At 61.5% G+C, this 24,999-nt stretch carries 23 protein-coding genes; 14 read left to right on the forward strand and 9 right to left on the reverse strand.

The window, feature by feature from the left end:
• Positions 1-199 precede the first annotated feature (199 nt).
• From D8U71_RS28030 to D8U71_RS28045, 4 genes are all read left to right on the forward strand, one after another.
• Complete coding sequence (locus D8U71_RS28030) at positions 200-1,363, forward strand: isovaleryl-CoA dehydrogenase (RefSeq protein ID WP_016775311.1); 1,164 nt, start codon at positions 200-202, stop codon at positions 1,361-1,363.
• A gap of 107 nt (positions 1,364-1,470) precedes the next feature.
• Positions 1,471-3,075: a carboxyl transferase domain-containing protein gene (locus D8U71_RS28035; protein WP_130889190.1), complete on the forward strand. Its 1,605-nt coding sequence runs from the start codon at positions 1,471-1,473 to the stop codon at positions 3,073-3,075.
• Positions 3,076-3,195: 120 nt separating this feature from the next.
• The gene (locus tag D8U71_RS28040) at positions 3,196-4,008 is read left to right on the forward strand and encodes a gamma-carboxygeranoyl-CoA hydratase (protein ID WP_130889191.1); all 813 of its coding nucleotides are present in this window, start codon (positions 3,196-3,198) and stop codon (positions 4,006-4,008) included.
• A complete protein-coding gene (locus D8U71_RS28045) occupies positions 4,008-5,957 on the forward strand; it encodes an acetyl/propionyl/methylcrotonyl-CoA carboxylase subunit alpha (protein ID WP_130889192.1) in 1,950 nt (649 codons plus the stop codon). The genes D8U71_RS28040 and D8U71_RS28045 overlap by 1 nt, the downstream gene beginning before the upstream one ends.
• A gap of 42 nt (positions 5,958-5,999) precedes the next feature.
• Here the strand turns inward: D8U71_RS28045 and D8U71_RS28050 are convergent, their stop codons facing one another.
• On the reverse strand, positions 6,000-6,659 hold the full coding sequence (locus D8U71_RS28050) for a S24 family peptidase (RefSeq protein WP_038861876.1): 660 nt from the start codon (positions 6,657-6,659) through the stop codon (positions 6,000-6,002).
• Positions 6,660-6,789: 130 nt separating this feature from the next.
• Here D8U71_RS28050 and D8U71_RS28055 point away from each other — a divergent pair, with 130 nt between their 5' ends.
• Complete coding sequence (locus tag D8U71_RS28055) at positions 6,790-7,188, forward strand: DUF3077 domain-containing protein (protein WP_125927407.1); 399 nt, start codon at positions 6,790-6,792, stop codon at positions 7,186-7,188.
• Between the two features lie 104 nt (positions 7,189-7,292).
• On the opposite strand, the gene D8U71_RS28060 is transcribed toward D8U71_RS28055, so the two are convergent.
• Positions 7,293-7,511, reverse strand: a complete 219-nt coding sequence (locus tag D8U71_RS28060; RefSeq protein WP_125927390.1) for a hypothetical protein — start codon at positions 7,509-7,511, stop codon at positions 7,293-7,295.
• Positions 7,512-7,608: 97 nt separating this feature from the next.
• Between D8U71_RS28060 and D8U71_RS28065 the strand changes: the two genes are divergently transcribed.
• The gene (locus D8U71_RS28065; protein WP_122698442.1) at positions 7,609-8,760 is read left to right on the forward strand and encodes a M14-type cytosolic carboxypeptidase; all 1,152 of its coding nucleotides are present in this window, start codon (positions 7,609-7,611) and stop codon (positions 8,758-8,760) included.
• A 59-nt stretch (positions 8,761-8,819) separates the two neighbouring features.
• Here the strand turns inward: D8U71_RS28065 and D8U71_RS28070 are convergent, their stop codons facing one another.
• The gene (locus D8U71_RS28070; RefSeq protein ID WP_024013443.1) at positions 8,820-9,365 is read right to left on the reverse strand and encodes a cytochrome b; all 546 of its coding nucleotides are present in this window, start codon (positions 9,363-9,365) and stop codon (positions 8,820-8,822) included.
• The gene (locus D8U71_RS28075; protein WP_130889193.1) at positions 9,362-10,468 is read right to left on the reverse strand and encodes a catalase family peroxidase; all 1,107 of its coding nucleotides are present in this window, start codon (positions 10,466-10,468) and stop codon (positions 9,362-9,364) included. Before D8U71_RS28075 ends, D8U71_RS28070 begins: the two co-directional genes overlap by 4 nt.
• Before the next feature lie 156 nt (positions 10,469-10,624).
• On the opposite strand from D8U71_RS28075, the gene D8U71_RS28080 reads away from it, so the two are divergent.
• The 4 genes from D8U71_RS28080 to D8U71_RS28095 all read left to right on the forward strand — a co-directional run bounded on the left by D8U71_RS28080 (position 10,625) and on the right by D8U71_RS28095 (position 14,584).
• Positions 10,625-11,131 (forward strand): sigma-70 family RNA polymerase sigma factor, encoded by a 507-nt coding sequence (locus D8U71_RS28080; RefSeq protein WP_016775320.1) that lies wholly within the window; start codon positions 10,625-10,627, stop codon positions 11,129-11,131.
• The gene (locus D8U71_RS28085; RefSeq protein WP_110600761.1) at positions 11,128-11,883 is read left to right on the forward strand and encodes an anti-sigma factor; all 756 of its coding nucleotides are present in this window, start codon (positions 11,128-11,130) and stop codon (positions 11,881-11,883) included. Before D8U71_RS28080 ends, D8U71_RS28085 begins: the two co-directional genes overlap by 4 nt.
• Before the next feature lie 97 nt (positions 11,884-11,980).
• Positions 11,981-13,111: a cell division protein ZapE gene (zapE, locus tag D8U71_RS28090; RefSeq protein WP_130889194.1), complete on the forward strand. Its 1,131-nt coding sequence runs from the start codon at positions 11,981-11,983 to the stop codon at positions 13,109-13,111.
• A gap of 159 nt (positions 13,112-13,270) precedes the next feature.
• Positions 13,271-14,584 (forward strand): protein kinase, encoded by a 1,314-nt coding sequence (locus D8U71_RS28095; RefSeq protein WP_130889195.1) that lies wholly within the window; start codon positions 13,271-13,273, stop codon positions 14,582-14,584.
• Positions 14,585-14,686: 102 nt separating this feature from the next.
• Here D8U71_RS28095 and D8U71_RS28100 read toward each other — a convergent pair whose 3' ends face one another.
• Positions 14,687-15,391: a YebC/PmpR family DNA-binding transcriptional regulator gene (locus D8U71_RS28100; protein WP_073471330.1), complete on the reverse strand. Its 705-nt coding sequence runs from the start codon at positions 15,389-15,391 to the stop codon at positions 14,687-14,689.
• Positions 15,392-15,612: 221 nt separating this feature from the next.
• Between D8U71_RS28100 and tssI the strand changes: the two genes are divergently transcribed.
• Entirely contained in the window at positions 15,613-17,001 is a 1,389-nt protein-coding gene (tssI, locus tag D8U71_RS28105) for a type VI secretion system tip protein TssI/VgrG (protein WP_130889196.1), read from the forward strand.
• A gap of 8 nt (positions 17,002-17,009) precedes the next feature.
• Here the strand turns inward: tssI and D8U71_RS28110 are convergent, their stop codons facing one another.
• Positions 17,010-18,401 (reverse strand): FAD-dependent oxidoreductase, encoded by a 1,392-nt coding sequence (locus tag D8U71_RS28110; RefSeq protein ID WP_130889197.1) that lies wholly within the window; start codon positions 18,399-18,401, stop codon positions 17,010-17,012.
• 72 nt (positions 18,402-18,473) lie between these two features.
• Complete coding sequence (locus tag D8U71_RS28115; RefSeq protein ID WP_024013450.1) at positions 18,474-19,799, reverse strand: MFS transporter; 1,326 nt, start codon at positions 19,797-19,799, stop codon at positions 18,474-18,476.
• 271 nt (positions 19,800-20,070) lie between these two features.
• On the opposite strand from D8U71_RS28115, the gene D8U71_RS28120 reads away from it, so the two are divergent.
• A complete protein-coding gene (locus D8U71_RS28120; RefSeq protein ID WP_024013451.1) occupies positions 20,071-20,943 on the forward strand; it encodes a LysR family transcriptional regulator in 873 nt (290 codons plus the stop codon).
• Positions 20,944-21,067: 124 nt separating this feature from the next.
• On the opposite strand, the gene D8U71_RS28125 is transcribed toward D8U71_RS28120, so the two are convergent.
• Positions 21,068-21,934: a LysR substrate-binding domain-containing protein gene (locus D8U71_RS28125; RefSeq protein ID WP_125927383.1), complete on the reverse strand. Its 867-nt coding sequence runs from the start codon at positions 21,932-21,934 to the stop codon at positions 21,068-21,070.
• A gap of 113 nt (positions 21,935-22,047) precedes the next feature.
• On the opposite strand from D8U71_RS28125, the gene D8U71_RS28130 reads away from it, so the two are divergent.
• Positions 22,048-23,157, forward strand: coding sequence for a 2-aminoethylphosphonate--pyruvate transaminase (locus tag D8U71_RS28130; RefSeq protein WP_125927382.1), 1,110 nt, complete (start codon positions 22,048-22,050; stop codon positions 23,155-23,157).
• 141 nt (positions 23,158-23,298) lie between these two features.
• Positions 23,299-24,126: a phosphonoacetaldehyde hydrolase gene (gene phnX, locus D8U71_RS28135; RefSeq protein ID WP_130889198.1), complete on the forward strand. Its 828-nt coding sequence runs from the start codon at positions 23,299-23,301 to the stop codon at positions 24,124-24,126.
• Positions 24,127-24,210: 84 nt separating this feature from the next.
• On the opposite strand, the gene D8U71_RS28785 is transcribed toward phnX, so the two are convergent.
• The gene (locus D8U71_RS28785; protein WP_277751624.1) at positions 24,211-24,909 is read right to left on the reverse strand and encodes a hypothetical protein; all 699 of its coding nucleotides are present in this window, start codon (positions 24,907-24,909) and stop codon (positions 24,211-24,213) included.
• Positions 24,910-24,999: the final 90 nt, after the last annotated feature.

The following is a 24,999-nucleotide window of genomic DNA, read 5'->3' on the forward strand; positions in this document are numbered from 1 at the left end:
CTGATACAGCGCTTTCGCGAGCAGGCTCGCTCCCACCAGAAACAAACCGATATCTGATCCTGAACTGCCCTTACTCTCGCCCAAGTTGACGCTTACGTAAAGCCGATTGACAGTCCAACTGTGGAAGCTTTACGTTAACGTAAAGCTGAACGCCGATTCGTCGTGCGCTCCACCCGATAAAAAAGCCAAAAGGTGCCACATGAGCTATCCATCCCTGAATTTCGCCCTCGGTGAAACCATCGACATGCTGCGCGATCAGGTGCAGTCCTTCGTCGCCGATCAGATCGCCCCGCGTGCTGCGCAGATCGACCACGACAACCTGTTCCCCGCCGACATGTGGCGCAAATTCGGTGACATGGGCCTGCTCGGCATCACCGTGCCGGAAGAGTACGGCGGCGCGGGTCTGGGTTATCTGGCGCACGTAGTGGCGATGGAAGAGATCAGCCGTGGCTCGGCGTCGGTGGCGTTGTCCTATGGCGCGCACTCCAACCTTTGCGTCAACCAGATCAACCGCAACGGCAACCACGAACAGAAAAGCAAATACCTGCCGAAGCTGATCAGCGGCGAGCACGTCGGCGCCCTGGCGATGAGCGAGCCCAACGCCGGTTCCGATGTGGTCTCGATGAAGCTGCGCGCCGACAAACGCGGCGACCGCTTCGTCCTCAACGGCAGCAAAACCTGGATCACCAACGGTCCGGACGCCAATACCTACGTGATCTACGCCAAGACCGACCTGGAAAAAGGCCCCCACGGCATCACCGCGTTCATCGTCGAGCGTGACTGGAAAGGCTTCAGCCGCAGCAACAAGTTCGACAAGCTCGGCATGCGCGGCTCCAACACCTGCGAGCTGTTTTTCGATGACGTCGAAGTACCCGAGGAGAACATTCTCGGCGTGCTCAACGGTGGCGTGAAAGTGCTGATGAGCGGCCTCGATTACGAGCGCGTGGTGCTCTCCGGCGGCCCGACCGGGATCATGCAGTCGTGCATGGACCTGATCGTGCCGTACATCCACGACCGCAAGCAGTTCGGCCAGAGCATCGGCGAATTCCAACTGATCCAGGGCAAAGTCGCCGACATGTACACCCAGCTCAACGCCAGCCGCGCTTATCTGTACGCGGTGGCCCAGGCCTGCGAGCGCGGCGAAACCACGCGCAAGGACGCGGCCGGAGTGATCCTCTACACCGCCGAACGCGCCACGCAAATGGCCCTCGACGCGATCCAGATTCTCGGCGGCAACGGCTACATCAACGAATTCCCCGCCGGCCGCCTGCTGCGCGACGCCAAGCTCTACGAAATCGGCGCCGGCACCAGCGAGATCCGCCGCATGCTGATCGGCCGCGAACTGTTCAACGAGACGAAATGAATTTCGTCAGCTGCAAGGCGCAAGCTACAAGCTGCAAGAGATCCACGCTCTTGCCCCAACTTGCAGCTTGCCGCTTGTAGCTAGAAGCTGCTTACGGAGTAAGCCCCATGATTCTGCACACTCAGCTCAACCCGCGTTCAGGGGAGTTCGCCGCCAACAGTGCGGCGATGCTCAAACAGGTTGACGCGCTGCACACCCTGCTCGCTCAAGTCGCGCAGGGCGGCGGTGTCAAAGCTCAGGAACGCCACACCTCGCGGGGCAAATTGCTGCCGCGCGAGCGCATCAATCGCTTGCTCGACCCCGGCTCGCCGTTTCTCGAAATCAGCCAACTTGCCGCCCATGCGGTTTACGGCGAAGACGTGCCGGCTGCCGGGGTGATCGCCGGCATCGGTCGCGTTGAAGGCGTTGAATGCATGATCGTCGCCAACGATGCGACGGTGAAAGGTGGCTCGTATTACCCGCTCACCGTGAAAAAACACCTGCGCGCGCAGACCATCGCCCAGCAGAATCGCCTGCCGTGCATTTATCTGGTGGATTCCGGTGGTGCCAACCTGCCGCGTCAGGACGAAGTGTTTCCGGATCGCGAGCACTTCGGGCGGATCTTTTTCAATCAGGCCAACATGAGCGCCATGGGCATCCCGCAGATCGCTGTGGTCATGGGCTCGTGCACCGCTGGCGGCGCGTATGTGCCGGCGATGGCGGACGAAGCGATCATGGTGCGCAACCAGGCGACGATTTTCCTCGCCGGCCCGCCGCTGGTGAAAGCCGCGACCGGTGAAGTGGTCAGCGCCGAAGATCTGGGCGGCGCCGATGTGCATTGCAAGACTTCTGGTGTGGCCGACCATTACGCCGAGAACGATGAACACGCCCTCGCCCTCGCCCGCCGCAGCGTCGCCAACCTCAACTGGCGCAAGCTCGGCGAGGTGCAGCAGCGCACGCCGATTGCGCCGCTGTACCCCAGCGACGAGTTGTACGGCGTGGTTCCGGCTGACGCCAAGCAGCCATTCGATGTGCGCGAAGTGATCGCGCGGCTGGTCGACGGTTCGGTGTTCGATGAATTCAAAGCGCTGTTCGGCACCACGCTGGTCTGCGGTTTCGCGCACTTGCACGGCTACCCGATCGCGATTCTGGCAAACAACGGCATCCTCTTCGCCGAAGCCGCGCAGAAAGGCGCGCACTTCATCGAACTGGCCTGCCAGCGCGGCATCCCGCTGCTGTTTCTGCAGAACATTACCGGTTTCATGGTCGGCCAGAAATACGAGGCCGGCGGCATCGCCAAGCACGGCGCGAAACTGGTGACCGCGGTGGCCTGCGCCAAAGTGCCGAAATTCACCGTGATCATCGGCGGCAGCTTCGGTGCCGGCAACTACGGCATGTGCGGGCGCGCTTACGATCCGCGTTTCTTGTGGATGTGGCCGAACGCGCGGATCGGCGTGATGGGCGCCGAACAGGCAGCCGGTGTACTGGTGCAGGTCAAGCGCGAACAGGCGGAACGCAGCGGTCAGGCGTTCAGCGCCGAGCAGGAGACCGAGATCAAGCAGCCGATTCTCGACCAGTACGAAGAACAGGGTCACCCCTACTACTCCAGCGCGCGGCTGTGGGACGACGGCGTCATCGATCCGGCGCAGACCCGCGACGTACTGGCCCTGGCCTTGTCCGCGTCGCTGAACGCGCCAATCGAACCGAGCCGCTTCGGCGTGTTCCGGATGTGATGTTTTTTTGTGGGAGCGAGCCTGCTCGCGAATGCGCTCTGTCAGGCAGCGGATAGATCGACTGATACCCCGCTTTCGCGAGCAGGCTCGCTCCCACAAGAACCGTGGAGACGGATGAATATGAGCGACTTCAATACCCTCGAACTGCAAAACGATCCACGCGGTTTCGCGACGCTGTGGCTCAACCGCGCCGAGAAAAACAACGCGTTCAACGCCGAGATGATCCGCGAACTGATCCTCGCCCTCGACAAGGTCGCCAGCGATTCGAGCCTGCGTTTCCTGCTGCTGCGCGGGCGCGGCAAGCACTTCAGTGCCGGCGCTGACCTGGCGTGGATGCAGCAATCAGCGGAACTTGATTATCACACCAACCTCGACGACGCCCGCGAGCTGGCCGAGCTGATGTACAACCTCGCCAAGCTGAAAATCCCCACGCTGGCTGTGGTTCAGGGCGCGGCGTTTGGTGGCGCGCTGGGCTTGATCAGTTGCTGTGACATGGCGATCGGCGCCGATGACGCGCAGTTCTGCCTGTCGGAAGTGCGCATCGGCCTGGCACCGGCCGTGATCAGCCCGTTCGTGGTGCAGGCGATCGGCGAGCGGGCCGCGCGGCGTTATGCGCTGACCGCCGAGCGCTTCAGCGGGCAGCGGGCGCGGGAGATCGGCTTGCTCGCCGAAAGCTATCCTGCGGCGGAACTGGAGCAACAGGTCGAACAGTGGATCGACAACCTGTTGCTCAACAGCCCGGCCGCGATGCGCGCCAGCAAGGACTTGCTGCGTGAAGTCGGCAACGGCGCGCTGACCCCGGCCCTGCGCCGCTACACCGAAAATGCCATCGCGCGGATTCGCGTCAGCCCTGAAGGCCAGGAAGGCTTGCGTGCCTTCCTGCAAAAACGCCCACCGAACTGGCAAGCCGCATCAACCAAGGAGTCGCGTTGATGAGCGCACCTGTGATTACCACCCTGCTGGTGGCCAACCGCGGCGAAATCGCCTGCCGCGTGATGCGCACCGCCAAGGCTCTGGGCCTGACCACCGTCGCCGTGCACAGCGCCACCGACCGCGATGCGCGGCACAGCCGTGAAGCCGATATCCGTGTGGATCTGGGCGGCAGCAAGGCTGCCGAGAGTTATCTGCAAATCGATAAATTGATCGCCGCCGCCAAGGCCAGCGGTGCCCAGGCGATTCATCCCGGCTACGGCTTTCTATCGGAAAACGCCGGATTCGCCCGCGCCATCGAAGGCGCCGGGCTGATCTTCCTCGGCCCGCCCGCCTCGGCCATCGATGCGATGGGCAGCAAATCCGCCGCTAAGGCGCTGATGGAAAAGGCCGGCGTGCCACTGGTGCCGGGCTATCACGGCGAAGCGCAGGACCTCGACACCTTCCGCGAAGCCTGCGAACGCATCGGTTATCCGGTGCTGCTCAAGGCCACTGCGGGGGGTGGCGGCAAAGGCATGAAAGTGGTCGAGGATGTCAGCCAACTCGCTGAAGCCCTCGCCTCGGCGCAGCGCGAAGCGCAATCGTCGTTTGGCGATTCGCGGATGCTGGTGGAAAAGTATTTGCTCAAGCCGCGTCATGTGGAGATTCAGGTGTTCGCCGATCAGCACGGCAACTGCCTGTACCTCAACGAGCGCGACTGCTCGATCCAGCGTCGGCACCAGAAAGTCGTAGAAGAAGCCCCGGCGCCGGGTCTGACGCCCGAGTTGCGCCGGGCAATGGGCGAAGCGGCTGTGCGTTCGGCGCAGGCGATCGGTTATGTCGGCGCCGGCACCGTGGAGTTTTTGCTGGATGCGCGCGGCGAGTTTTTCTTTATGGAGATGAATACGCGGCTGCAAGTCGAGCACCCGGTAACCGAAGCAATCACCGGACTGGATCTGGTCGCCTGGCAGATTCGCGTCGCCCGTGGGGAAGTGCTGCCGATCACCCAGGCGCAGGTACCGCTCAATGGTCACGCGATCGAAGTGCGTTTGTATGCCGAAGATCCGGCGAATGATTTCCTGCCGGCCACCGGGCGTCTGGATTTGTACCGCGAATCGGCACAGGGACCGGGGCGGCGGGTAGACAGCGGCGTTGAGGAAGGTGACGAGATTTCGCCGTTCTACGATCCGATGCTCGGCAAACTGATTGCCTGGGGTGAAGATCGCGAACAGGCGCGCTTGCGTTTGTTGAGCATGCTCGACGAGTTTGCGATCGGCGGGCTGAAGACCAACATCAATTTCCTGCGCCGGATCATCGCGCATCCAGCGTTTGCGGCGGCAGAGCTGGATACCGGGTTCATTCCGCGCTATCAGGAGCAATTGCTGCCAGCGCCGGGCATGTTGAGCGATGAGTTCTGGCAAGCGGCGGCGCAGGCATTTGCGCAGAGTTTGCCGAAGCGTGCGCGGGCGGATGATCCCGCTTCCCCCTGGTCTTGCAACAGTGGTTTGCGCGCAGGCTTGCCGGCGGAAATCACCTTGCATTTGAGCTGCGAGGGACAGGATCGCGCGTTGACCTTGAGAACTGCGGCCCCTGCAAAACTGCTGGGCGAGGCGCTGACCGTCGAGCATGACGGCGTGCGCCGCACATTGCGGGCGATTCGTCAGGGCGGCGCGTTGTATCTGGAATGGGACGGCGAGTTGCGGCGCATCGAAGCGTTCGATCCGATCAGTGCCGTTGAAGCCAGCCACAGCCATCAGGGCGGTCTGACCGCGCCAATGAACGGCAGCATCGTGCGCGTGCTGGTCGAAACGGGACAGTCGGTTGAGGCCGGGGCGCAACTGGTGGTGCTGGAAGCCATGAAGATGGAACACAGCATCCGCGCGCCGCACGCCGGTGTGATCAAAGCGCTGTATTGCCAGGAAGGCGATATGGTCAGTGAAGGCAGCGCTTTGGTTGAACTGGAAGAGGGATGAAATAAAAGGATCGACCCTCGCCTTGAGCGAGGATCGATCCGCTCAGTAACGCGCCGTTGCCTGAACCACCACGCCGATAATCCGGCATTCATCGGTGAGCAGGGTTTTCGGCCAAGTCGGGTTGAGCGGCACCAGGTAACGCTGGCCGGCCTGCTCGTCGAGTTTGCGGAAAATCGCTTCTTCGCTGTCCGGCCACTGGGCGATCACCAGTTTGCCAGGCACTGCCTCCAACTCTGGGTCAACCAGAATCAGCATGCCCTCGGCAATGCTCTGGCCGCTCGGCGCGGTCATCGAATCCCCCGTCACCGTCAGCCAGAACGCCGCACCGCCACGAGCGTGGTAATCCGTCAGTTCGAAGCGCTGCTTCGCTGATGCTCCGGGATAGCTCGCCGCAGTGTCACGCACTTCGCACGGTGCACGCCAATCGCAGACCGGATAACGGAAGTACGGGTTGTACTTCTGCGCCAGCGGCATTTCGTCTTCCGGCGTCGGCTGCGGCTCGCGAATCACCAGAACGACTTCCAGGAAGTCCATTCCCAGCGCCTTGAGCACGCGGTTCATTTCGGTAACACCGGGTTCGCGACGCTTGTTCAGCCAATGACCGATCCCGCCCTGGGACATGCCGACGCGCTCTCCGAGCTCTGTTTGAGTGACTTTGAGTTCACTCATCTTGGCCTTGACCAACTCAATCCATTTATCCATGTGCCGCACCTTACGCGGACGTCTTCGACCGGCAAAACACATATTGTAGTATTTAAATCCTAGTCACAAATACAGGCGGTACTATCCTAGAGGAACGGACTTTCAATCGAACATGGAGTGACGTTTCATGATGAACATCAGCAGCAAAGACCTGCCCGATCTGCAAATCGACACCAGCTTCACCTCCCCTCAAGGCAATGCCGCCGCACAGCGCGCGCTGGACTACTACTTGAAACCGGCTGTTTCAGAACCCGAGACGGACGAACGTTTTTTCAATGTCAAAGGCCATCTCAGCGGCGAAGAAGCGCTGGTGCATGCCTCGGATCTGTTGCGATGTGCAGCCGCCACCGCGTTCAAGGCCGCAGAAAACCTGCAAGGCACCAATCGCGATCTGGCCTTTTCGGTGGTACACATGGTGGATATGGCGCGGGCGATGGTCGACCATTCGATCGACAACGACGAAGTCACGGCGGACAAGGTACGGGCGGGCAGGAAAGAATTTTCCCATCGCGCAGATAAAAACATTTGACTTGCAAATGATAATGATTATTATTGCAAGCAGCTGGTCGCGAGATCAGTCGATGGACCAGAGACCTTAGGTCGGTCTTCTGGACTATCTCCTCATCAGGCTAATCACGGTTTTTGACCCGGCTTTTTGCCGGGTCTTTTTTTGCCCGTTTTTCGGGCTTGTGTCTTCAGGCTAATGAAGTCTTTAGGTGCTGCAAATTCGATGGCGCGGATAATATCAAAAGAATATTGATTGGCAAGCCGAGCCCGGCCACATTGGGCAAAACTAATGGCAATCAGCACTTGAGAATCAATCGCATAGCCTCTAAGCTGCTGGCGCGTCACGGAAGACGCCCCCCCCGCTACACCCGCAATTCCCCTCGGTTTCAGCCCTGCCTGCGTGTAAAGTACCGGTCATAAAAATCCTGCTCTGGAAGCGATTATGACCGTGGCCAAATCTTCGTTCGACATCAGCGCCAATTTCGACAGCGGCAATATCCAAGTCATCGACATCAGCAACCCGCTCAATCCGGTTCTGGCCATCCGCCCGGACACCCGCAGCGCTCATTTTCAGTGGTTCCACTTCAAGGCCAGCGGCCTGCATGTGCATCAGGAACACTGGTTTCGTCTGGTCAATGCCAGCCAGTCCTCCTATAACAAGGCCTGGACCGGCTATCAGGCAGTTGCTTCCTACGACCACGTCAACTGGTTCCGCATCCCCACCAGCTTCGAAGGCGACAGCCTGCGCTTCTGCCTCGAAGCCGAACAGACCCACGCCTGGTTCGCCTACTTCGAGCCCTACAGCCGCGGCCGCCACGACTGGTTGATCGAACAGGCGCTGAGCAAGGCTGGCACCGAATTGCTGGCGACCGGCAAAAGTGTCGAGGGCCGGGACATTCAGCTGCTGCGCAAAGGCACCGGTGCCGAAGGCCAGCGCAAGATCTGGATCATTGCCCAGCAGCATCCGGGCGAGCACATGGCTGAATGGTTCATGGAAGGTGTGATTGAGCGTCTGGAGCGCCAGGACGATCCGGTATTGAACAAACTGCTGGCCAGCGCCGATCTGTATCTGGTGCCGAACATGAACCCGGACGGCGCCTTCCACGGCCACCTGCGCACCAATGCCATGGGTCAGGACTTGAACCGGGCCTGGCAGAACGCCAGCCAGGACATCAGTCCGGAAGTGCTTTTCGTCCAGCAGCAGATGGAAAAATATGGCGTCGATGCGTTTATCGACGTGCACGGCGACGAGGAAATCCCCCACGTCTTTACCGCCGGCTGTGAAGGTAATCCTGGCTTTACACCGCGCATCGAAAAGCTTGAAGAGCATTTCCGCAGCCATCTGAAGCACACCACCAAAGACTTCCAGACCACCTACGGCTACACCCGCGACGAACCGGGACAGGCCAACATGACCCTGGCCTGCAACAGCGTCGGGCAGAAATTCGACTGCCTGTCGCTGACCCTGGAGATGCCGTTCAAGGACCACGACGACCACCCGGACAAGATCACCGGCTGGTCGGGCAAACGTTCGAAGCAATTGGGCAAGGATGTGCTGACCACCCTCGCCGACATGGTCGACACCCTGCGCTGATCCCCTCCTCTGTAACGACAAAAGATCGCAGCCGACCTGCGATCTTTTGCGTTACAGGGTCAGCCGCGATCACGCCCGCGCAACATGCTGTCGAGCACTTCGTCACGGCGTACCCAGCCATGGAACAGCGCCGCCGCCAGGTGCAGCAGCACCGTCAGAAACAGCAGATACGCCAGATAGCCATGGGACTTGCGCAGCACCGCAAACAGTTGCGCGTCAGCCGGCACAATCGACGGCAGATGCAGCGACGCCGTGAGCATCACCGGCTCGCCCGAGGCACTGATCATCGCCCAGCCGAGCAGCGGCAACACCAGCATCAACGCATACAACAAGACGTGGGAAGCCTTGGCTGCCAGCACCTGCCAGCCCGGCAGATCATCCGGCAGTGGCGGTTGGCGGGTGGTGAAGCGCACCAGCAGGCGCACGATCACCAGCGCCAGAATCGCGATGCCCAGCGGCTTGTGCAAATGAATCAGCCATTCATGGCGAGACGACACCGAAGTGACCATGCCCGCACCGATAAACAGCATGGCGATGATCATCAGCGCCATCAGCCAGTGCAGCAGGCGCGCCAGCAAAACGAAATGCGTCGGTTGCTTGCTCATGGACGAACCTCCTGTTTGGCGGCGGGCAACTGGCTGACTTCGCTGGTGCGACGCAGGTAGGAATCGGCGTAGCCGGCAGAACGCGCGGCCAGCAGTGGATCTTCCGAGCCTTGAATCCCGGCCGGCAGCACCAGCGGGTCGTAGTTGATGTCGCGGCATTCACCGCTGAGCTGCGGCTGGGTTTTCTCCAGCACCAAAGTCCCGGCGTTCAGCACTTTGCGATTTGCGGGCCAGGTCTTGCTGGCATCGTTGACCGGGTCGTCGGCGTTGGCCAGGGTGATGTTCAACTGGAAGCGCAAGGGTGCGGCGGCCAGGCGTTGCACCAGGTCCTTCTCGAGAAAGTCCGCGCCTTCAGGGGCCGTGGCATCTGCCGCGTCCTGCGCCAACGGGGTCATGCTCCAGCGCACGGCCTGTTTTTTACCGTTGCCATCGACCAGATAGAACGCATTGATGCTGTTATAGGTTTCGGTGGCGTAGCTGGCCGAAGGCTTGGCGGTCTTCACCCACGTCAGAAACGGCACGGCTTCCGGATGTGCGGCAAAAAATGCCGGCACCTTCGTCGGGTCTGGCTTGCCGGTGGCTGGATCCGGCGACTGCGCCTGCTGCAATTGGTAAAACGCTTCAGGCGTGCCCACCGGAAACACCGGCATGCTGTTCATGCCGGTGCGCCATTGCTGACCGTTCGCCTGGGTGAAGCGCAGCGCCAGACTGCGGATCGGTACGGCGCTGTCCGGCGCATAGGGATTGCCGGCCGGCAAGGCAAAACGCCCCACCACCGGTGTCTGCGGCAGGTTGAACACTTGTGCTGTAGAGAACGCGCGCGCCTCGCCGCTGCTTTCGAAATGGCCGATCACGCAAACACCCTTGGCATGATTGCGACGAAAGCCGGGATGCACGCCGTTGTTCTTTTCCAGCACATCGACCAACGCTTTTGGCGTCAATCGTTGTGGGTCAAGGTTGCCATGCACGTAGGCAAACGCCCCGGCCACGGCGGCGACAATCACGGCAATGCCGCCCAGGCGAAAAATCAGGCTCGCGGCGCTCAGTGGCTGGCGCGGCGGCCTGCCGGGCGGTGCAGCGTTGGGGGACGAGCGATCAACCATGAATATCTCCAGGCCATCGGCCACAAGTGGAAAGAGTCAGCAAGACGCACCCCGTCCGGGTTTATTCCACGGCGCGGTATTTATTTTTGCGCACGGGGAATAACCTGCGCTGACGGGCGTCTTCCTAGTCCACAGCGTAGCGACCAGCAGAAATTCATGAGCGAATTCGACGAACAGTTGAGAGAAATCATTCCCAGATTGCGCCGCTTCGCCGTGTCGTTGACGCGCAACAGCAGCAGCGCTGACGATCTGGTCCAGGCCAGCCTCGAGCGGGCGCTGTCGGCCTGGGGCGAGAAACGCGCCGAAGGCGACTTGCGCGCCTGGCTATTCGCAATTCTCTATCGGCAATTTCTCGATGCGCACCGTCGCTCGCGGCGCTATGCGCGAATGCTGGAATTTTTCACCGGTCGCGACGATGCCGAGCCGTCGGTGGAACGTACGGTGATTGCCCAGTCGACCCTGCAAGCCTTCGAACGCCTGCCCACCGAACAGCGCGCTTTGCTGCTGATGGTCTCGGTGGAAGGTCTGTCCTATAAAGAGGTCGCCGAGATCCTCGGCGCCCCGATCGGCACCGTGATGTCGCGCCTGTCCCGCGCCCGCCAGGCCTTGCGCCAACTCAGCGACGGCGAAATCAGCAGCCCTTCCTTACGGATACTCAAATGATCAGCCTGCCTCCCAGCGAACGTGATTTGCACGCCTACGTCGACCACCAGCTCAGCGACGCCGATCGGCGCGTACTCGAGACCTGGCTCGCCAGCCACCCTGAAGAAGCGGCTCAGGTGCGCGCCTGGCAACGCGACGCCCAGCAGTTGCGCGCAGCGCTGAGTGGCGCCTTGCAGCAACCGGCCAATCCGGCGCTCGACCCGATGATGATTCGCCAGCGCCGCCGCCAGCAGTCCCGTCGCCACCTGGCCAGCGCGGCGGTGTTGCTCATTGCCGTCAGCATCGGCGGTTTCAGTGGCTGGCAGGCGCGGGAAATGACCCTGGCGCGCCCTGCGCAATTGCCGATGACTGACGCGTTGCAAGCCTATCGCCTGATCGCCCAGCAAGGCGTACTGCCCGCCGATTACAAGGTCGACAGCGACGGCGACATGCAGCGTTGGCTCGACCGCTACTTCAGCGGTGCCGGGCGCTTGCCGGACTTGAAAGCTGCCGGATTCGAGCCGGTCAGCGGGCGCTTGCTCAGCACCGATGAAGGCGCGGCGGCGATGGTGATGTATGAGGATGGCAGCGGTCACAAGGTCAGTTTCTACCTGCGTCCACCGGGGCCGAAAAACACCCTGCTGCCGCGTGGCTCGCGCAGCGATGGCGATCTGCAGGCCGATTACTGGTCAGGGCCGGGCTACAACTATGCGGTGGTCAGCCCGACCGACTCGCCGGCGGCAGAGTTGCTCAAGCAATCGCCACCGTTCTGATGGTGATATTTCATGGAGCCGACGCCCGGGCTCTGGTTACACTGGGGCCACCGCGCTCGCTGTGGAGCCGGTCTGAGAAACCAGGAGCCTGTCCCGCGTGCCCGCCCGAACGCCGAAACGATCACGACTGAGCCAACGCTGGCCGTTGCTGCGCCGCCTGTTCGGCAAAGGCCTGCCCGCCAGCGCCGGCCACGATGCCCACGCTGCGACCATCCGCGATTATTTCCGTGACAAGGCCAAAAGCCAGGGCTACACCCTCAGCCGCAGTCAGCAGCAAGTCATCGACTGCATGGCGCAGCAAGCCAGCGTGCTGCTCGGCGACAGCGGCCACACCCCGCCGAGTCTGTACCTGTACGGCGCCGTCGGGCGCGGTAAGAGCTGGTTGCTCGACGGTTTCTTCCAGGCACTACCCATCCCGCGTAAACGCCGCCTGCATTTCCATCAGTTCTTCGCTCGGTTGCACGACGGCATGTTCCGTCATCGCTTGGAGGAAGACGCGCTGGAAATCACCCTGGATGAGTTGCTGGAAGATTGCCAGGTGCTGTGTTTCGACGAATTCCATGTGCACGACATCGGCGACGCGATGCTGATCACGCGGCTGTTCAAGGCCCTGTTCAAACGGCAGATCATGCTGCTGGTGACCTCCAACTATGCACCCGAGGGCCTGCTGCCTAATCCGCTGTATCACGCGCGCTTCAAACCGGTGATCGAGCTGATCAACACGCGCATGCAAGTGATGGAAGTCGGTGGCGCCCACGACTACCGCGCACTCAACCGCCAACACACGCATCAAGTGTTTACCCAAGGACATTACGTATGGCCGGCGACGGCAGCTCAACGTCAGACACTGGACCTGCCACCAGCCGACGCGCCTGCCCTTGCCCTCGAAGTTGGCAAGCGCCAGCTTCAGGCCCGTTTTTGCCAAGGCCGGCGAGTCGCTTTCACCTTCAACGACCTGTGTGAACAGCCAACGGCAGTGATGGATTATCTGCAACTGTGCCAGCGTTTCGACCAGTGGATCATCGATGACCTGCCGCAGCTCGGCGAATGTCCGATCGCCGTGCAGCAGCGCTTCATCAATCTGATCGACGTGCTCTACGATCAGGACAAACACCTGACCCTGCTCGGCCGGTTGCCGCTGGGCCAGAGCCTGGAAGGTCAGGCCATTGACCTGGCGCGCACGCGCAGCCGGTTGGGGCAGTTGCAGGAAATTCACGCTCCCAACTGACTCCCTACCCTGTGAGAGCGAGCCCTGTGGGAGCGAGCCTGCTCGCTCCCACAAGGTCCCGGGACAACTCAAAATCCGTTCAGCATCCGCTTTACCGCTATCATGTCGCCCATTCCAGCGCCCCCCGCGTCGCTCCACCGATCAATAGCGAAACCAGACATGCACACCCTTGCTCAACTGCGCGCCGGCGAACTGTCAGGCATCACCCGCCTCGACCTGTCCTGCGGGCTGACCGAATTCCCCAACGAAATTTTCCAACTGGCCGAGACGCTGGAAGTGCTCAACCTCAGCGGCAACGCGCTGAGCAGCCTGCCGGACGACCTGCATCGCCTGACCCGCCTGCGCGTGCTGTTCTGCTCCGACAACCAGTTCAGCGAACTGCCGGCCTGCCTCGGCCAGTGCACCGCGCTGACCATGGTCGGCTTCAAGGCCAACCGCATCGTCAATGTGCCCGGTGCCGCCCTGCCGCCGCAGCTGCGCTGGCTGATCCTCACCGATAACCGCATCGAAAGCCTGCCCAGCGAACTCGGTGAACGCCCCGCTCTGCAGAAGCTCATGCTCGCCGGCAATCGGCTGCAAACGCTGCCAGACTCCCTGCGCCACTGCCATCGGCTGGAATTGCTGCGCATCGCTGCCAACCAACTCAGCGAACTGCCGCAGTGGTTGCTGACCTTGCCGAGCCTGACCTGGCTGGCCTACGCCGGCAATCCGCTGGAGACCGAAGCCGATGCCGCTGCCCTTGAGGCCACGCCGCTGATCGACTGGTCGGCGCTGCGCCTGGAGCAGCAACTGGGCGAAGGCGCTTCCGGGGTGATTTCCAAGGCAGTCTGGCAGCGCGACGACGGCACGGCGCAGGCGGTTGCAGTGAAGCTCTACAAAGGCGAGATGACCAGCGACGGCTCGCCGTTGCATGAGATGAACGCTTGCATCACCGCAGGCCTGCACCCGAACCTGATCCGCGTCGAAGGGCGCATCAGCGGCCATCCCGATCAACAGCAGGGGCTGGTAATGCAACTGATTGATCCGAGCTTCGGCAATCTCGCCGGTTTGCCCAGCCTGGACTCGTGCTCGCGGGATGTTTACGCCGAAGATCGCCAGTTCTCCGCCGACGTTGCCCTGCGCGTCGCCAAAGGCATCGCCTCAGCGGCCGAGCACCTGCACCGCCAAGGCATCACCCACGGCGATCTGTATGGCCACAACATTCTGTTGAACGATCGCGGCGATTGTCTGCTGGGGGATTTCGGCGCGGCCTCGTTTCATGCCACCGGCGATGATGTGCAGACGCGCGCATTGCAGCGCCTGGAAGTCCGTGCGTTCGGTGTGTTGTTGGGGGAATTGCTGGAGCGTGTCGACTCAGGATTGAGTACGGAGCGGCGCGCGCAACTGCAGGCGCTGGAACGACGTTGCTGTCAGGCCGATGTGCTGGGGCGGCCGGGGTTCAGCGAAGTCATTGAGGTGCTGGAGAATCTGTGACCGCTGCACGGTCAATCGCCAGCAGGCTCGCTCCCACAGTTGCAATACATTCCAGTGTGGGAGCGAGCCTGCTTGCGAAGAGGTCATTACTGGCGCGACAGATCAGCCAGCCAGACCGACGAACATGTCCTGCACGTCATCATGGTTGTCGAGGCCTTCGAGGAACGCTTCGACTTCAGCCATCTGCTCGTCGCTCAAGCCGCTGACAGGGTTCTTCGGCTGGTAGCCGAGCTTGGCCGAGAGCACGGTGAAGCCTTGTTCCGGCAGAGCTTTCTGCACGGCGTCGAGGTCGGTCGGGTCGGTGAGGAACAGCGTCGCGCCCTCTTCACCCGGCTCGAAATCCTGGGCACCGGCTTCGATCGCAGCCATTTCCGGATCGGCATCCGGGCTGTCCGGCGAGGCTTCGATCATGCCGACGTGGTTGAACATCCACGCCACCGAACCGGAAGCGCCCAACTGGCCCTTGCGGAACGCCACGCGGATTTCCGCGACGGTGCGGTTGATGTTGTCGGTGACGCATTCGACGATCAGCGGCACCTGATGCGGGGCGAAGCCTTCGTAGGTCACGCGATGGTATTGCACGGTTTCACCCAGCAGACCGGCGCCTTTCTTGATCGCGCGATCGAGGGTTTCTTTTGGCATCGAGGCTTTCTTCGCCTGCTCGACCACCAGACGCAGGTGTGCGTTGGTGGCGGTATCGGCACCGTTGCGTGCAGCAATGGTGATTTCCTTCACCAGTTTGCCGAAGATCTTCCCTTTGGCGTTGGCTGCCGCTTCTTTGTGTTTAACCTTCCACTGTGCGCCCATTACTCACTCTCTTGATCTGTGGCGCCGAGACATCTATTGGCCGACGCGTGGCGGCAAGTTTATACGGCCTAAAGTCGGCAATCGACCAAAAAAACAGCCGACGGAATCGACATCTTCACCAAAGCATGTAGGGGGATTCTGAAAAGCGCCTTTGACATGACCATTCAGGCCGACGGTTTCGTACCCTTGAAACCCCGTATCGCCTGACAGGGCCTGCTCGAATGCTCAATGACAAGGAAAGTCCATTCACCCTTACGCTGACCGACAGCGGATTGCGCCTGCCGGTGGTGCGTTTTCGCGGCGAGGAAGCGCTGAACCAGCCTTACCGTTTCGACATCGAACTGCTCGCACTGGCCCCGGCCATCGTCCCGGGATCCTTCCTGCACAGGCCAGCCTTTTTGCGGCTCAGTGAGCAGCACGGGTTCCACGGCGTCATTTCCAGCGCCAGTTGCGAACATCGCGGGACCCATCGGGTCGGCTATCGACTGATTCTGGTGCCGCATCTGCAGCAACTGGCGCAAACGCACAAGCGCCGCGTGTTTACTCACCTGAGTACGCCGCAAATCATCCAGCAACTGCTCGAAGAACATGCCCTGCCAGCGCACAGCTACCGCATTGAAATGAGCGTCGGTCACTACCCGCCGCGGGCGTTTTGCATTCAGTACGAAGAAAGCGATCTGGCCCTGCTGCAGCGGCTATGCGAAGAAGAAGGCATCCACTATCACTTCGAACACGGGCCGCACGGACACGTCGTGGTGTTCGCCGACGACAGCCTGAGCCTGCCCCAGGAACCGGTTGAAATCCCTTTCAATGCTGATGAGCAACCCCCATCGCCCTGCGTCAGCGCACTCTATCAACAACATCGCGCGGCGCCGGTGCCGATGCTGCATGCGGTGCGCAATCGCGGTCAGCCAACCGGCAATGCCGAAGCCGCCAACGAGGTCTCGACCGAGTTGCCGATGCCCGCGCGATCGCCGGAACGTCTGCACGCCGAACAGCGCAGCCGGCGCCATCTGCAACGCCAGCGCTGCCAGTTGCGCTCCATTCACGGGCGCAGTGATTGCAGCGATTTGCTCAGTGGCCGACTGCTGCTTGTGGCCGACCATCCGATTCATCATTTCAACGAACAATGGCTGATATGCGCCGTGCGCCACCAAGGGCAGCACCCTTCGATCCTTGATCCGACGCCAAGCGTTCAGCGTTATCACAACGACTTCACTGCGCAGCCCTGGTCGACCGACTTCCGTCCGCCACTCAAACAAGCTCGCCCGAATATTGCCGGTTATCACTTGGCGAAAGTCGCGGGTGCGCCTGGGCAACCTGCGCAAGTGGACGAAAACGGCTGCCTCGCTGTAAGCCTGTGGCCGTCTGCGGATAAATCCGCCAGCGACGCCCTGTGGCTGCCGATCGCCATGAGCCGGTTCAGCGGCCCCGTCGCGGTCGATCAATTACCGCGTGCCGGCAGTGAAGTGTGGGTGAGTTTCCTCGACAGTGATCCGGACCGACCGATCCTGTGCCTCAGCCACGCACGCCAGCCGCCGGAGCGCGAATCAGAACCCGCGCGCGACAGCCTGTTGCTCGACTGGCTGAGGCACCGCGCCGAGCATTGATCGGCGCCTCAGCCTTTGTCCGCCTTGCCCGCCGCCGCCGCGAACTTGGCCAGGCGCACGTCCAGATGCCGAGGCCGGCGCCCGTGATCTTCGGCGCGCTCCTTGCGGCGGATGGCGTTGCGCACCATCAGCGAGCCGAGGTAGCGAATCGGTTCCGGCGGGAAATAACCCAGCGGCCCGTTGACCAGCGGCGAACGGGTCCACGGGTTATCCAGGCCCTGCACCAGCGCGGCGAGAATCTGCCCGCCCATATGACACGGGCCGACGCCGCTGCCGGAATAACCGAAGCCGTAAAACACGCTGCCCGCCGAGCTCATCTGGCCGAAAAACGGCAAACCGGTCACTGAACGATCCGACGGGCCGTTCCACGTCGCGTCGATTTTGACCTCGGCGAACGCCGGGAAAAAATCCGCGAGACTGCGCTTGAGCAATCCGACATAAGGCGACGGCTGATCGAACACCGGCAGCATCCGCCCGCCATAGGCGAAGGTGTTGCCGCCCTTGCCGAGCATGATCCGGCCGTCCGGGGTGTTGTGGTAGTAATGCACGAAAATCCGCGAATCGAGGACGCTGACGCCGCTGGTCAAACCGATTTGCTGCAGCAGGTCCGGGCGCGGTTCGGTGATCAGCATGTCACTGGAAACAATCGCCACACTGCGCTCGAACTGAGGAAACGCGCGGGCCATCCACGCATTCATCGCCAGCACCACGCGGTCGGCGATGACCTTGCCGCTGGGTGTGTGGATGCGTGCCGGGCGGCCCTCTTCCAGCCCGGTCATCGCCGTGCCTTCATGTATCTTCACGCCCAATTGCAGCGCCACCCGGCGCAGACCGCGTACCAGTTTGCCCGGTTGCACGCTGGCAGCCGCCGGGGAAAACCAGCCCTCCAGATGTTTTGCTGAGCCAGCCATGCGCTGCACATCGGCAAGCGGGCGCTGGCTGAACGAGTTGATGCCATTACGCTCCAGCGCCGCGATCACCGCATCAGTTGCGCCGACCTGGGCGCGATTGGTCGCGGTGTACAGCGTGCCGTCGAGGCGGTAGTCGGCATCGACGCCGTACTGCTCGCAGAACTCGCCGATCGCATGGATGCTGCGCTCCGATTCCCCGACCAGACGCACCGCTTCTTCGACGCCGAACAAGCGCTCCAGGGTGAAATACTTGGCCGACCATGACAGTGCGCAACCACCGTTACGGCCACTGGCGCCGGCACCGCAGATGTCTGCTTCGATCAGCAGCACCTCCAGCTCCGGGTTTTGCTGCTTGAGCATGATCGCCGTCCACAATCCGGTGTAACCACCGCCAACGATGCACACATCCGTGCGCACCTCGCCTTGCAGCGGTGGACACTGCTCGGATGGGTCGGCCTGCAAGGCTTGCTCGAGCCAGAACGGTCGCATGGGAAATCTCCAGTCAGAAAGCCACGACGCAGCCTGCCGCGCACCGCGCAGCAGGCCACGGGGCGAAGGGTTTCAGGAACGCAGCGGTTTGACGCTCAGCGGGCAGTTGGGGATCGCCGCGCGCGGCTCCATCACGCCGACCGGCCGACTGTTCCAGTGCGGAATCAGCACCAGCGCCGAGAACAGCGCGCATCCGGCGAAGACGATAAACACCGTCACCGAGTCGAAGTAGCCCGGCAGCAAACCGCCGAGCACCGCGCCAACGGAGCCGCAGCCGTTGACGAAACCGGCGGCGGTGGCACCGGCCTTGGCCTTGCCGAAATCGATGGCCGCCGCACCGCTGATCATCGAGTCCGGGCCGTACAACGTCAGGCCCATGACGAACAGCAACGCGACAACGAGCAACACGCTGCCGGTGTTCAGCGCAGCCATGAACAGCGCCAGCGTCACGGTCAGCGCCAGCAGACTCAGCACGCAGGCCGGCATGCGTCGGGCGCCGAACAGTTTGTCCGAGGCCAGGCCGATCATGATCGGCCCGAGCAATCCGGCCAGTTCAAACGCGGTGGGAATGATCGCCGCGCCGACCTTGCCGACACTGGGCATCTGTTCGAAAACAATCACAGGGCCCCACAACAGAATCGCGTAGCGCGCCGGTTTCAGCAGGAAATACGCCAGGCCCAGCACCAGCACCGTGCGGTTGCGCAGGATTTCCTTCAACGGCTCCCAGACGCTGAGTTTGCTGTTGGCTGCGGCTTCTTCGGCGGTCAGTTCCGGCTCGGGCTCCACCGCCGGCAAGCCGACGTCTTCCGGTTTGTTGCGCTGGAAGATAAAGAACAGCACGGCGACCACCGCGACCACCGCCGCGCTGGAAATGAATGCCGCGTGCCAGGTGCCGACCAGCGTGTAGGCCCACCAGCCGGCGAACGGCGAGGCGACCAGACCACCAAACGCGTAACAGGAACTCCACAAGCCGAGCACCCGCCCGCGCTGCTCGGACGGGAAGAAGCTGCCAAGATTTTTACACAGCCCGGACCAGCCAGTGGACTGCGCCAAACCTTGAATCAACATGCACGTGGCGAAGATCGGCAATGTAGCGAAACTGCCCATCACCAGCGCCGCAGCGGCGGATATCAGCAAACCGCCAAGCACGACGACTCTTGGACCGAAGCGATCGGCGAGCATGCCCCAAGTGAACTGTCCGAGGGCATACGCCGCCAGATAGATCGCGTCGAGGTTGGCCATGGCCATTTTGTCGAGGGTGAAATCAGGGTCCTCGGCGATGCCCAGTTTGGCTACCGAAAAGGCTTTGCGGGTGAAGTAGAACGCGGCGTACGCGAGCCAGGTAATAGCGAAGATCTGCACGCGCCAACGCGCCAGGGTGCCGATGTGCTTGTTCATGGTGGTTCTGACCTCAGGGTGTGAGTGTGCCGGCAGAATCGATTAAGAAAAACGCCTGTGTTTTTTATTGTTGAGCACTGCGTTACCGCCCCTTCCCTTCGGCGATAGCGGTCAGATGAGTCTGCTGTTGCACGCACAGGCTCATGGGCCGGCGCTGCTGTTCGACCGAACAGTCAGCGATGGCGTGAGCCGATCAAAGCAATTACTGTTTAATAAATAAAATCGATTTATCGTATTTCACACATAAGCTGAGCTTGTTACTGGAGCCACCATGTCCGTCTCTCACGCCCAACTCAAAGCGTTCCACGCGGTGGCCGTCCATGGCAGCTTCACCCGCGCCGCCGAGCGGCTTTATCTGACGCAACCAGCGATTTCCGACCAGGTACGCAAACTCGAAGAACGCTTCGGCGTGCTGCTGTTTCACCGCAATAAACGTTCCGTGCGCCTGACCGACCTGGGCGAGCGCCTGCTGGCGATCACCCAGCGCCTGTTCGTGATCGAAGCCGAAGCGCAGGAATTGCTGCAGGAATCCCAGGCCCTGCAGACCGGCAGCCTGATTCTCGCGGTGGACGCGCCGATCCACGTGTTGCCGCAGATCGCACGGTTCTGCGAACGCTACCCGGGCATCAGCGTGAAAATCGAAACCGGCAATACCGATGAATCGCTGTTTCGCCTGTTCAACTATCAGGCCGATCTGGCGCTGCTCGGCCGCGACGTGACCGATGAACGCTTGCTGTGCGTGCCGTTGCGCAACGATCCGATGGTGGCGTTCGTTTCGCGCAATCATCCGTGGGCCGAGCGCGAATCGATCTGTCTGGCCGATCTGGATGACACGCCACTGGTGCTGCGTGAGATCGGTTCAGTAACCCGGCAGACCCTGGAAGAGGAAATGGCTCGAGCGGGCTTGCGCATTCGCCCGGCAATTCAGGTTGAAGGTCGGGAAGCGGCGCGCGAAGCCGTGGTGGTGGGGATCGGAGTTGGTGTGGTTTCAGCGGCGGAGTTCGGCGCCGACTCACGGGTCTGCGCGTTGCCGATCACCGACTGCACGAGGCGCCTGACCGAAACCCTGGTGTGCTTGCGCGAACAGAGTTCGCGGCGGGTGGTGGCGACGTTTCTCGATATGGTTCGCGAGAGCCTGACCTGACTCACTCCCTGTCCTGATCGTTCCCACGCTCTGCGTGGGAATGCCTCAACGGACGCTCCGCGTTCGGCTTTGGATGGGACGCAGAGCGTCCCGGGCTGCGTTCCCACGCAGAGCGTGGGAACGATCACGGTGCGGCTGGCGCCAGATCAAAAAACGCCTGAATCAGGCGCAACTCGCGCCGGCGCTCCATGCAGCCAATCATGTGCCGGTTCACCAGCCCTTCCCCGCCAATCGGGACCGCCACCACGCGCGGGTCATGACTGACCTCCACCGATGACACCACACCGACCCCCAACTCGGCCGCGACCGCTTCGGTCACCGCCTCGCGACTGTCCAGCTCCAGCAACACCCGCGGCTGAATCGACGCCTGCATACACGCCTGGTCAAACGTGCGCCGGGTAATCGAAGTCGGCTCGCGCAGGACCATGATCACTTGATCCAGCTCCTTGAGTTTCACTTCGCCTGAGCGATTCGCCCAGCGATGCCCCGCCGGCACCAGCGCGCAGATCCGCGATTCGCTCAGCGCTTGCAGATGCAGGCCCTTGCGCGGCTCGACCTCGGTCAGCACCGCGACATCGGCGTGTTCCGACAACAGCGCCGCCAGGGTTTCCTGCGCGTTGCCCAGACGCAGGTTGACGGTGATGCCCGGATAGCGTGCGCGCAGGCTCGCCAGCATCGGCATGACCATGTGCGGCCCATCCGCCGCCACCTCCAGACGCCCGGTCAACAATTGCCGATTGGCCTCGAGCAGCGTCTGCGCTTCTTCCGCCAGGCCGAACATGGCGCGGGTGATCGCTGCCAGTTTGGTGCCCTCCTCGGTCAGTTCCACCCGTCGCGCGGTGCGCCGCAGCAAGGTGATCTGGTAATGCTCTTCCAGTGCCTTGATGTGTCCGGTGACCGCTGGCTGGCTGATGAACAACCGCGCAGCCGCGCGGGTGAAGCTGCCTTCGCGGGCCACGGCATCGAAGGCGCGCAGCTGAAACAGATTCATGGATAACCTTCACTGATGGCTGGCATAACAACAAACAATTTGATTGATGCAACGGCGAATTGCAACGTAGGCCCCGTAGCTTCATCCCACAGCGTTTTCGCGAGGACACACGAATGAGTACCGCCGCACCGATTCTGCTCACTCCCGGCCCGTTGACCACTTCGGCCCGCACCCGTCAGGCCATGATGGTCGACTGGGGTTCGTGGGATGACCGCTTCAACCAGCTGACCGCCAGCCTGTGCGAGCAATTACTGGCCATCCTCAACGGCGCCGCCAGCCACCATTGCGTACCGTTACAGGGCAGCGGCACCTTCGCTGTCGAAGCGGCGATCGGCACGTTGGTGCCGCGCGACGGCAAAATCCTCGTGCTGATCAATGGCGCGTATGGCAAGCGTCTGGCGAAGATCTGCGAAGTGCTCGGCCGGTCGTTCAGCACCTTCGAAACCGCCGAAGACGAACCGACCACCGCCGCCGACGTCGACCGCTTGCTCCGCGCCGACGCTGACATCACCCACGTGGCGCTGATCCACTGCGAAACCAGCACCGGCATTCTCAATCCGCTGGCCGAGATCGCCGAGGTCGTTGCGCAACATGGCAAACGTCTGATCATCGACGCCATGAGCTCATTCGGCGCATTGCCCGTGGATGCGCAAAAAGTACCGTTCGACGCGCTGATCGCAGCCTCCGGCAAGTGCCTGGAAGGCGTACCGGGGATGGGTTTTGTCTTCGCCCGCAAGGAATCTCTGGCCGCATCTGCCGGTAACTCGCACTCGCTGGCGATGGACCTGTACGACCAGCACGCCTACATGATGAAAACCGGGCAATGGCGCTTCACCCCGCCCACCCATGTGGTCGCGGCGCTGCACGAAGCGCTACTGCAATACAGCGAAGAAGGCGGCCTGCCAGCGCGGCATGCGCGGTATGCGGCGAACTGTCAGGCGCTGATGGAAGAGATGAACAAGCTCGGTTTGCGCAGCTTCCTGCCGGCGGCGATTCAGGCGCCGATCATCGCGACTTTCCATGCGCCGCAGGATCCGCGCTACCAGTTCAAGGACTTCTATGAGCGGGTCAAGGCCAAGGGTTACATCCTCTACCCCGGCAAACTGACCCAGGTCGAAACATTCCGCGTCGGCTGCATTGGCCACGTCACCCCGGACGAAATGCGCAAGGCCGTAGCAGCAGTGGGTGAAGTGCTGCGCGAGATGGAAGTGCTCGACATCTGAGCCTCACCTCAAATCCCCTGTGGGAGCGAGCCTGCTCGCGAAAGCGTCGTCCCAGGCGACACATAGGCTGATGTCAGACCGCTTTCGCGAGCAGGCTCGCTCCCACATTTTGATCTCATATTCAAATCAGGAATTCACGCCATGAACTACACCAATCCAAGCAAGCTGCAAGCCGCGATCCTCGACTGGGCCGGTACCGTGGTCGATTTCGGCTCGTTCGCGCCGACGCAGATCTTCGTCGAAGCCTTCGCCGAGTTCGATGTCCAGGTATCGATCGAAGAAGCCCGTGGGCCGATGGGCATGGGCAAGTGGGACCACATCCGCACCCTCTGTGATCAGCCGCAAGTGGCCGAGCGTTATCGCAAGGTGTTCGGTCGCACGCCGACCGACGATGACGTCACCGCTATCTACAACCGCTTCATGCCGTTGCAGATCGAGAAAATCGCCGAGCACTCGGCCCTGATTCCCGGCGCGCTGGACGCCATCGCCCAACTGCGCGCGCAAGGCATCAAGATCGGTTCCTGCTCCGGCTACCCGAAAGCAGTCATGGACAAAGTCGTCGAACTCGCCGCCAGCAACGGCTACGTCGCCGACCACGTGGTCGCCACCGACGAAGTGCCAAACGGTCGTCCATGGCCGGCGCAAGCGTTGGCCAACGTGATCGCTCTGGGCATCGACGATGTTGCAGCGTGCGTGAAGATCGACGACACCGTGCCGGGCATTCTCGAAGGCCGCCGGGCCGGCATGTGGACGGTTGCGCTGATTTGCTCGGGCAACGCGCTGGGTCTGGATTATGAGGGTTTCCGCGCGCTGGGCAGCGATGAACTGGCCAGCGAGCGCAAGCGCATCCACGCGCTGTTCGCAGATTCGCGGCCGCATTACATGATCGACACCATCAGCGATCTGCCGAAAGTGATCGCCGACATCAACAAGCGTCTGGCCAACGGTGAGATGCCGCAAAACGCCTGAGGCTGGAAAACTAAAACACCGCTGATGGTAATCAGCGGTGTTTTTTTTGCACGGCCTTGAATGAAGACATCGCTTGGTTATGACTTATTCGGAAATAAGGTTACCTTGCGCATCGTACGCAAGACCATCGGGATGTTTAACACTTCCGTCCGGCAATTGTTCAGTTCCATCTTCCCAGACAATACGGCCATCCGGATATTCAACGGTATTATCCGGCCAGACGATTCGCCCGTCCGGATACTCTACCCGGCCGTCTTCATATTGAATGATGCCGTCGGGACGCTTGATCGAAGTTTTATCTACAGCGACTACGCTGCCGTCAGGCAGTGTGGTGGAGCCATCGACATTGACTTTCGCACCAATTGTTTGAATCAGCGTTATCAAGGCCACAGGATCGATGTTGATGTTAAGGGTCGGCCATGGCATTGGCGGACGCTTGGTGTCAACCGGGGCCACTGGTTTGGTTGGCGCCACTGGCTTAGTTGGCGCTACCGGCTTGGTTGGCGCCACTGGCTTGGTCGGCGCTACCGGCTTGGTCGGGGCCACTGGCTTGGTTGGCGCAACTGGCTTGGTCGGCGCCACTGGCTTGGTCGGCGCTACCGGCTTGGTCGGCGCCACTGGTTTGGTTGGAATTACTGGCTTGGTTGGCGCAACTGGTTTGGTTGGCGCAACTGGCTTTGTTGTTACCGGCTTTGACGTAGTGGTAATAGGGCGAGGCTTCGAGATCGGACTTTTCATATTCACACTCAAATTGATAAATATAGTTTTGATCTTTAATAACAAACTAAAGAGCCGACCCGACAATAATCACGCACAACCAACTATTCAAACCAAAAGAAACCACAAGATATAAACAACATAGAGTTACGCTGC

It is taken from the genome of Pseudomonas sp. Sample_21 (assembly GCF_004307525.1).
Classification (GTDB): Bacteria; Pseudomonadota; Gammaproteobacteria; order Pseudomonadales; family Pseudomonadaceae; genus Aquipseudomonas; species Aquipseudomonas atacamensis.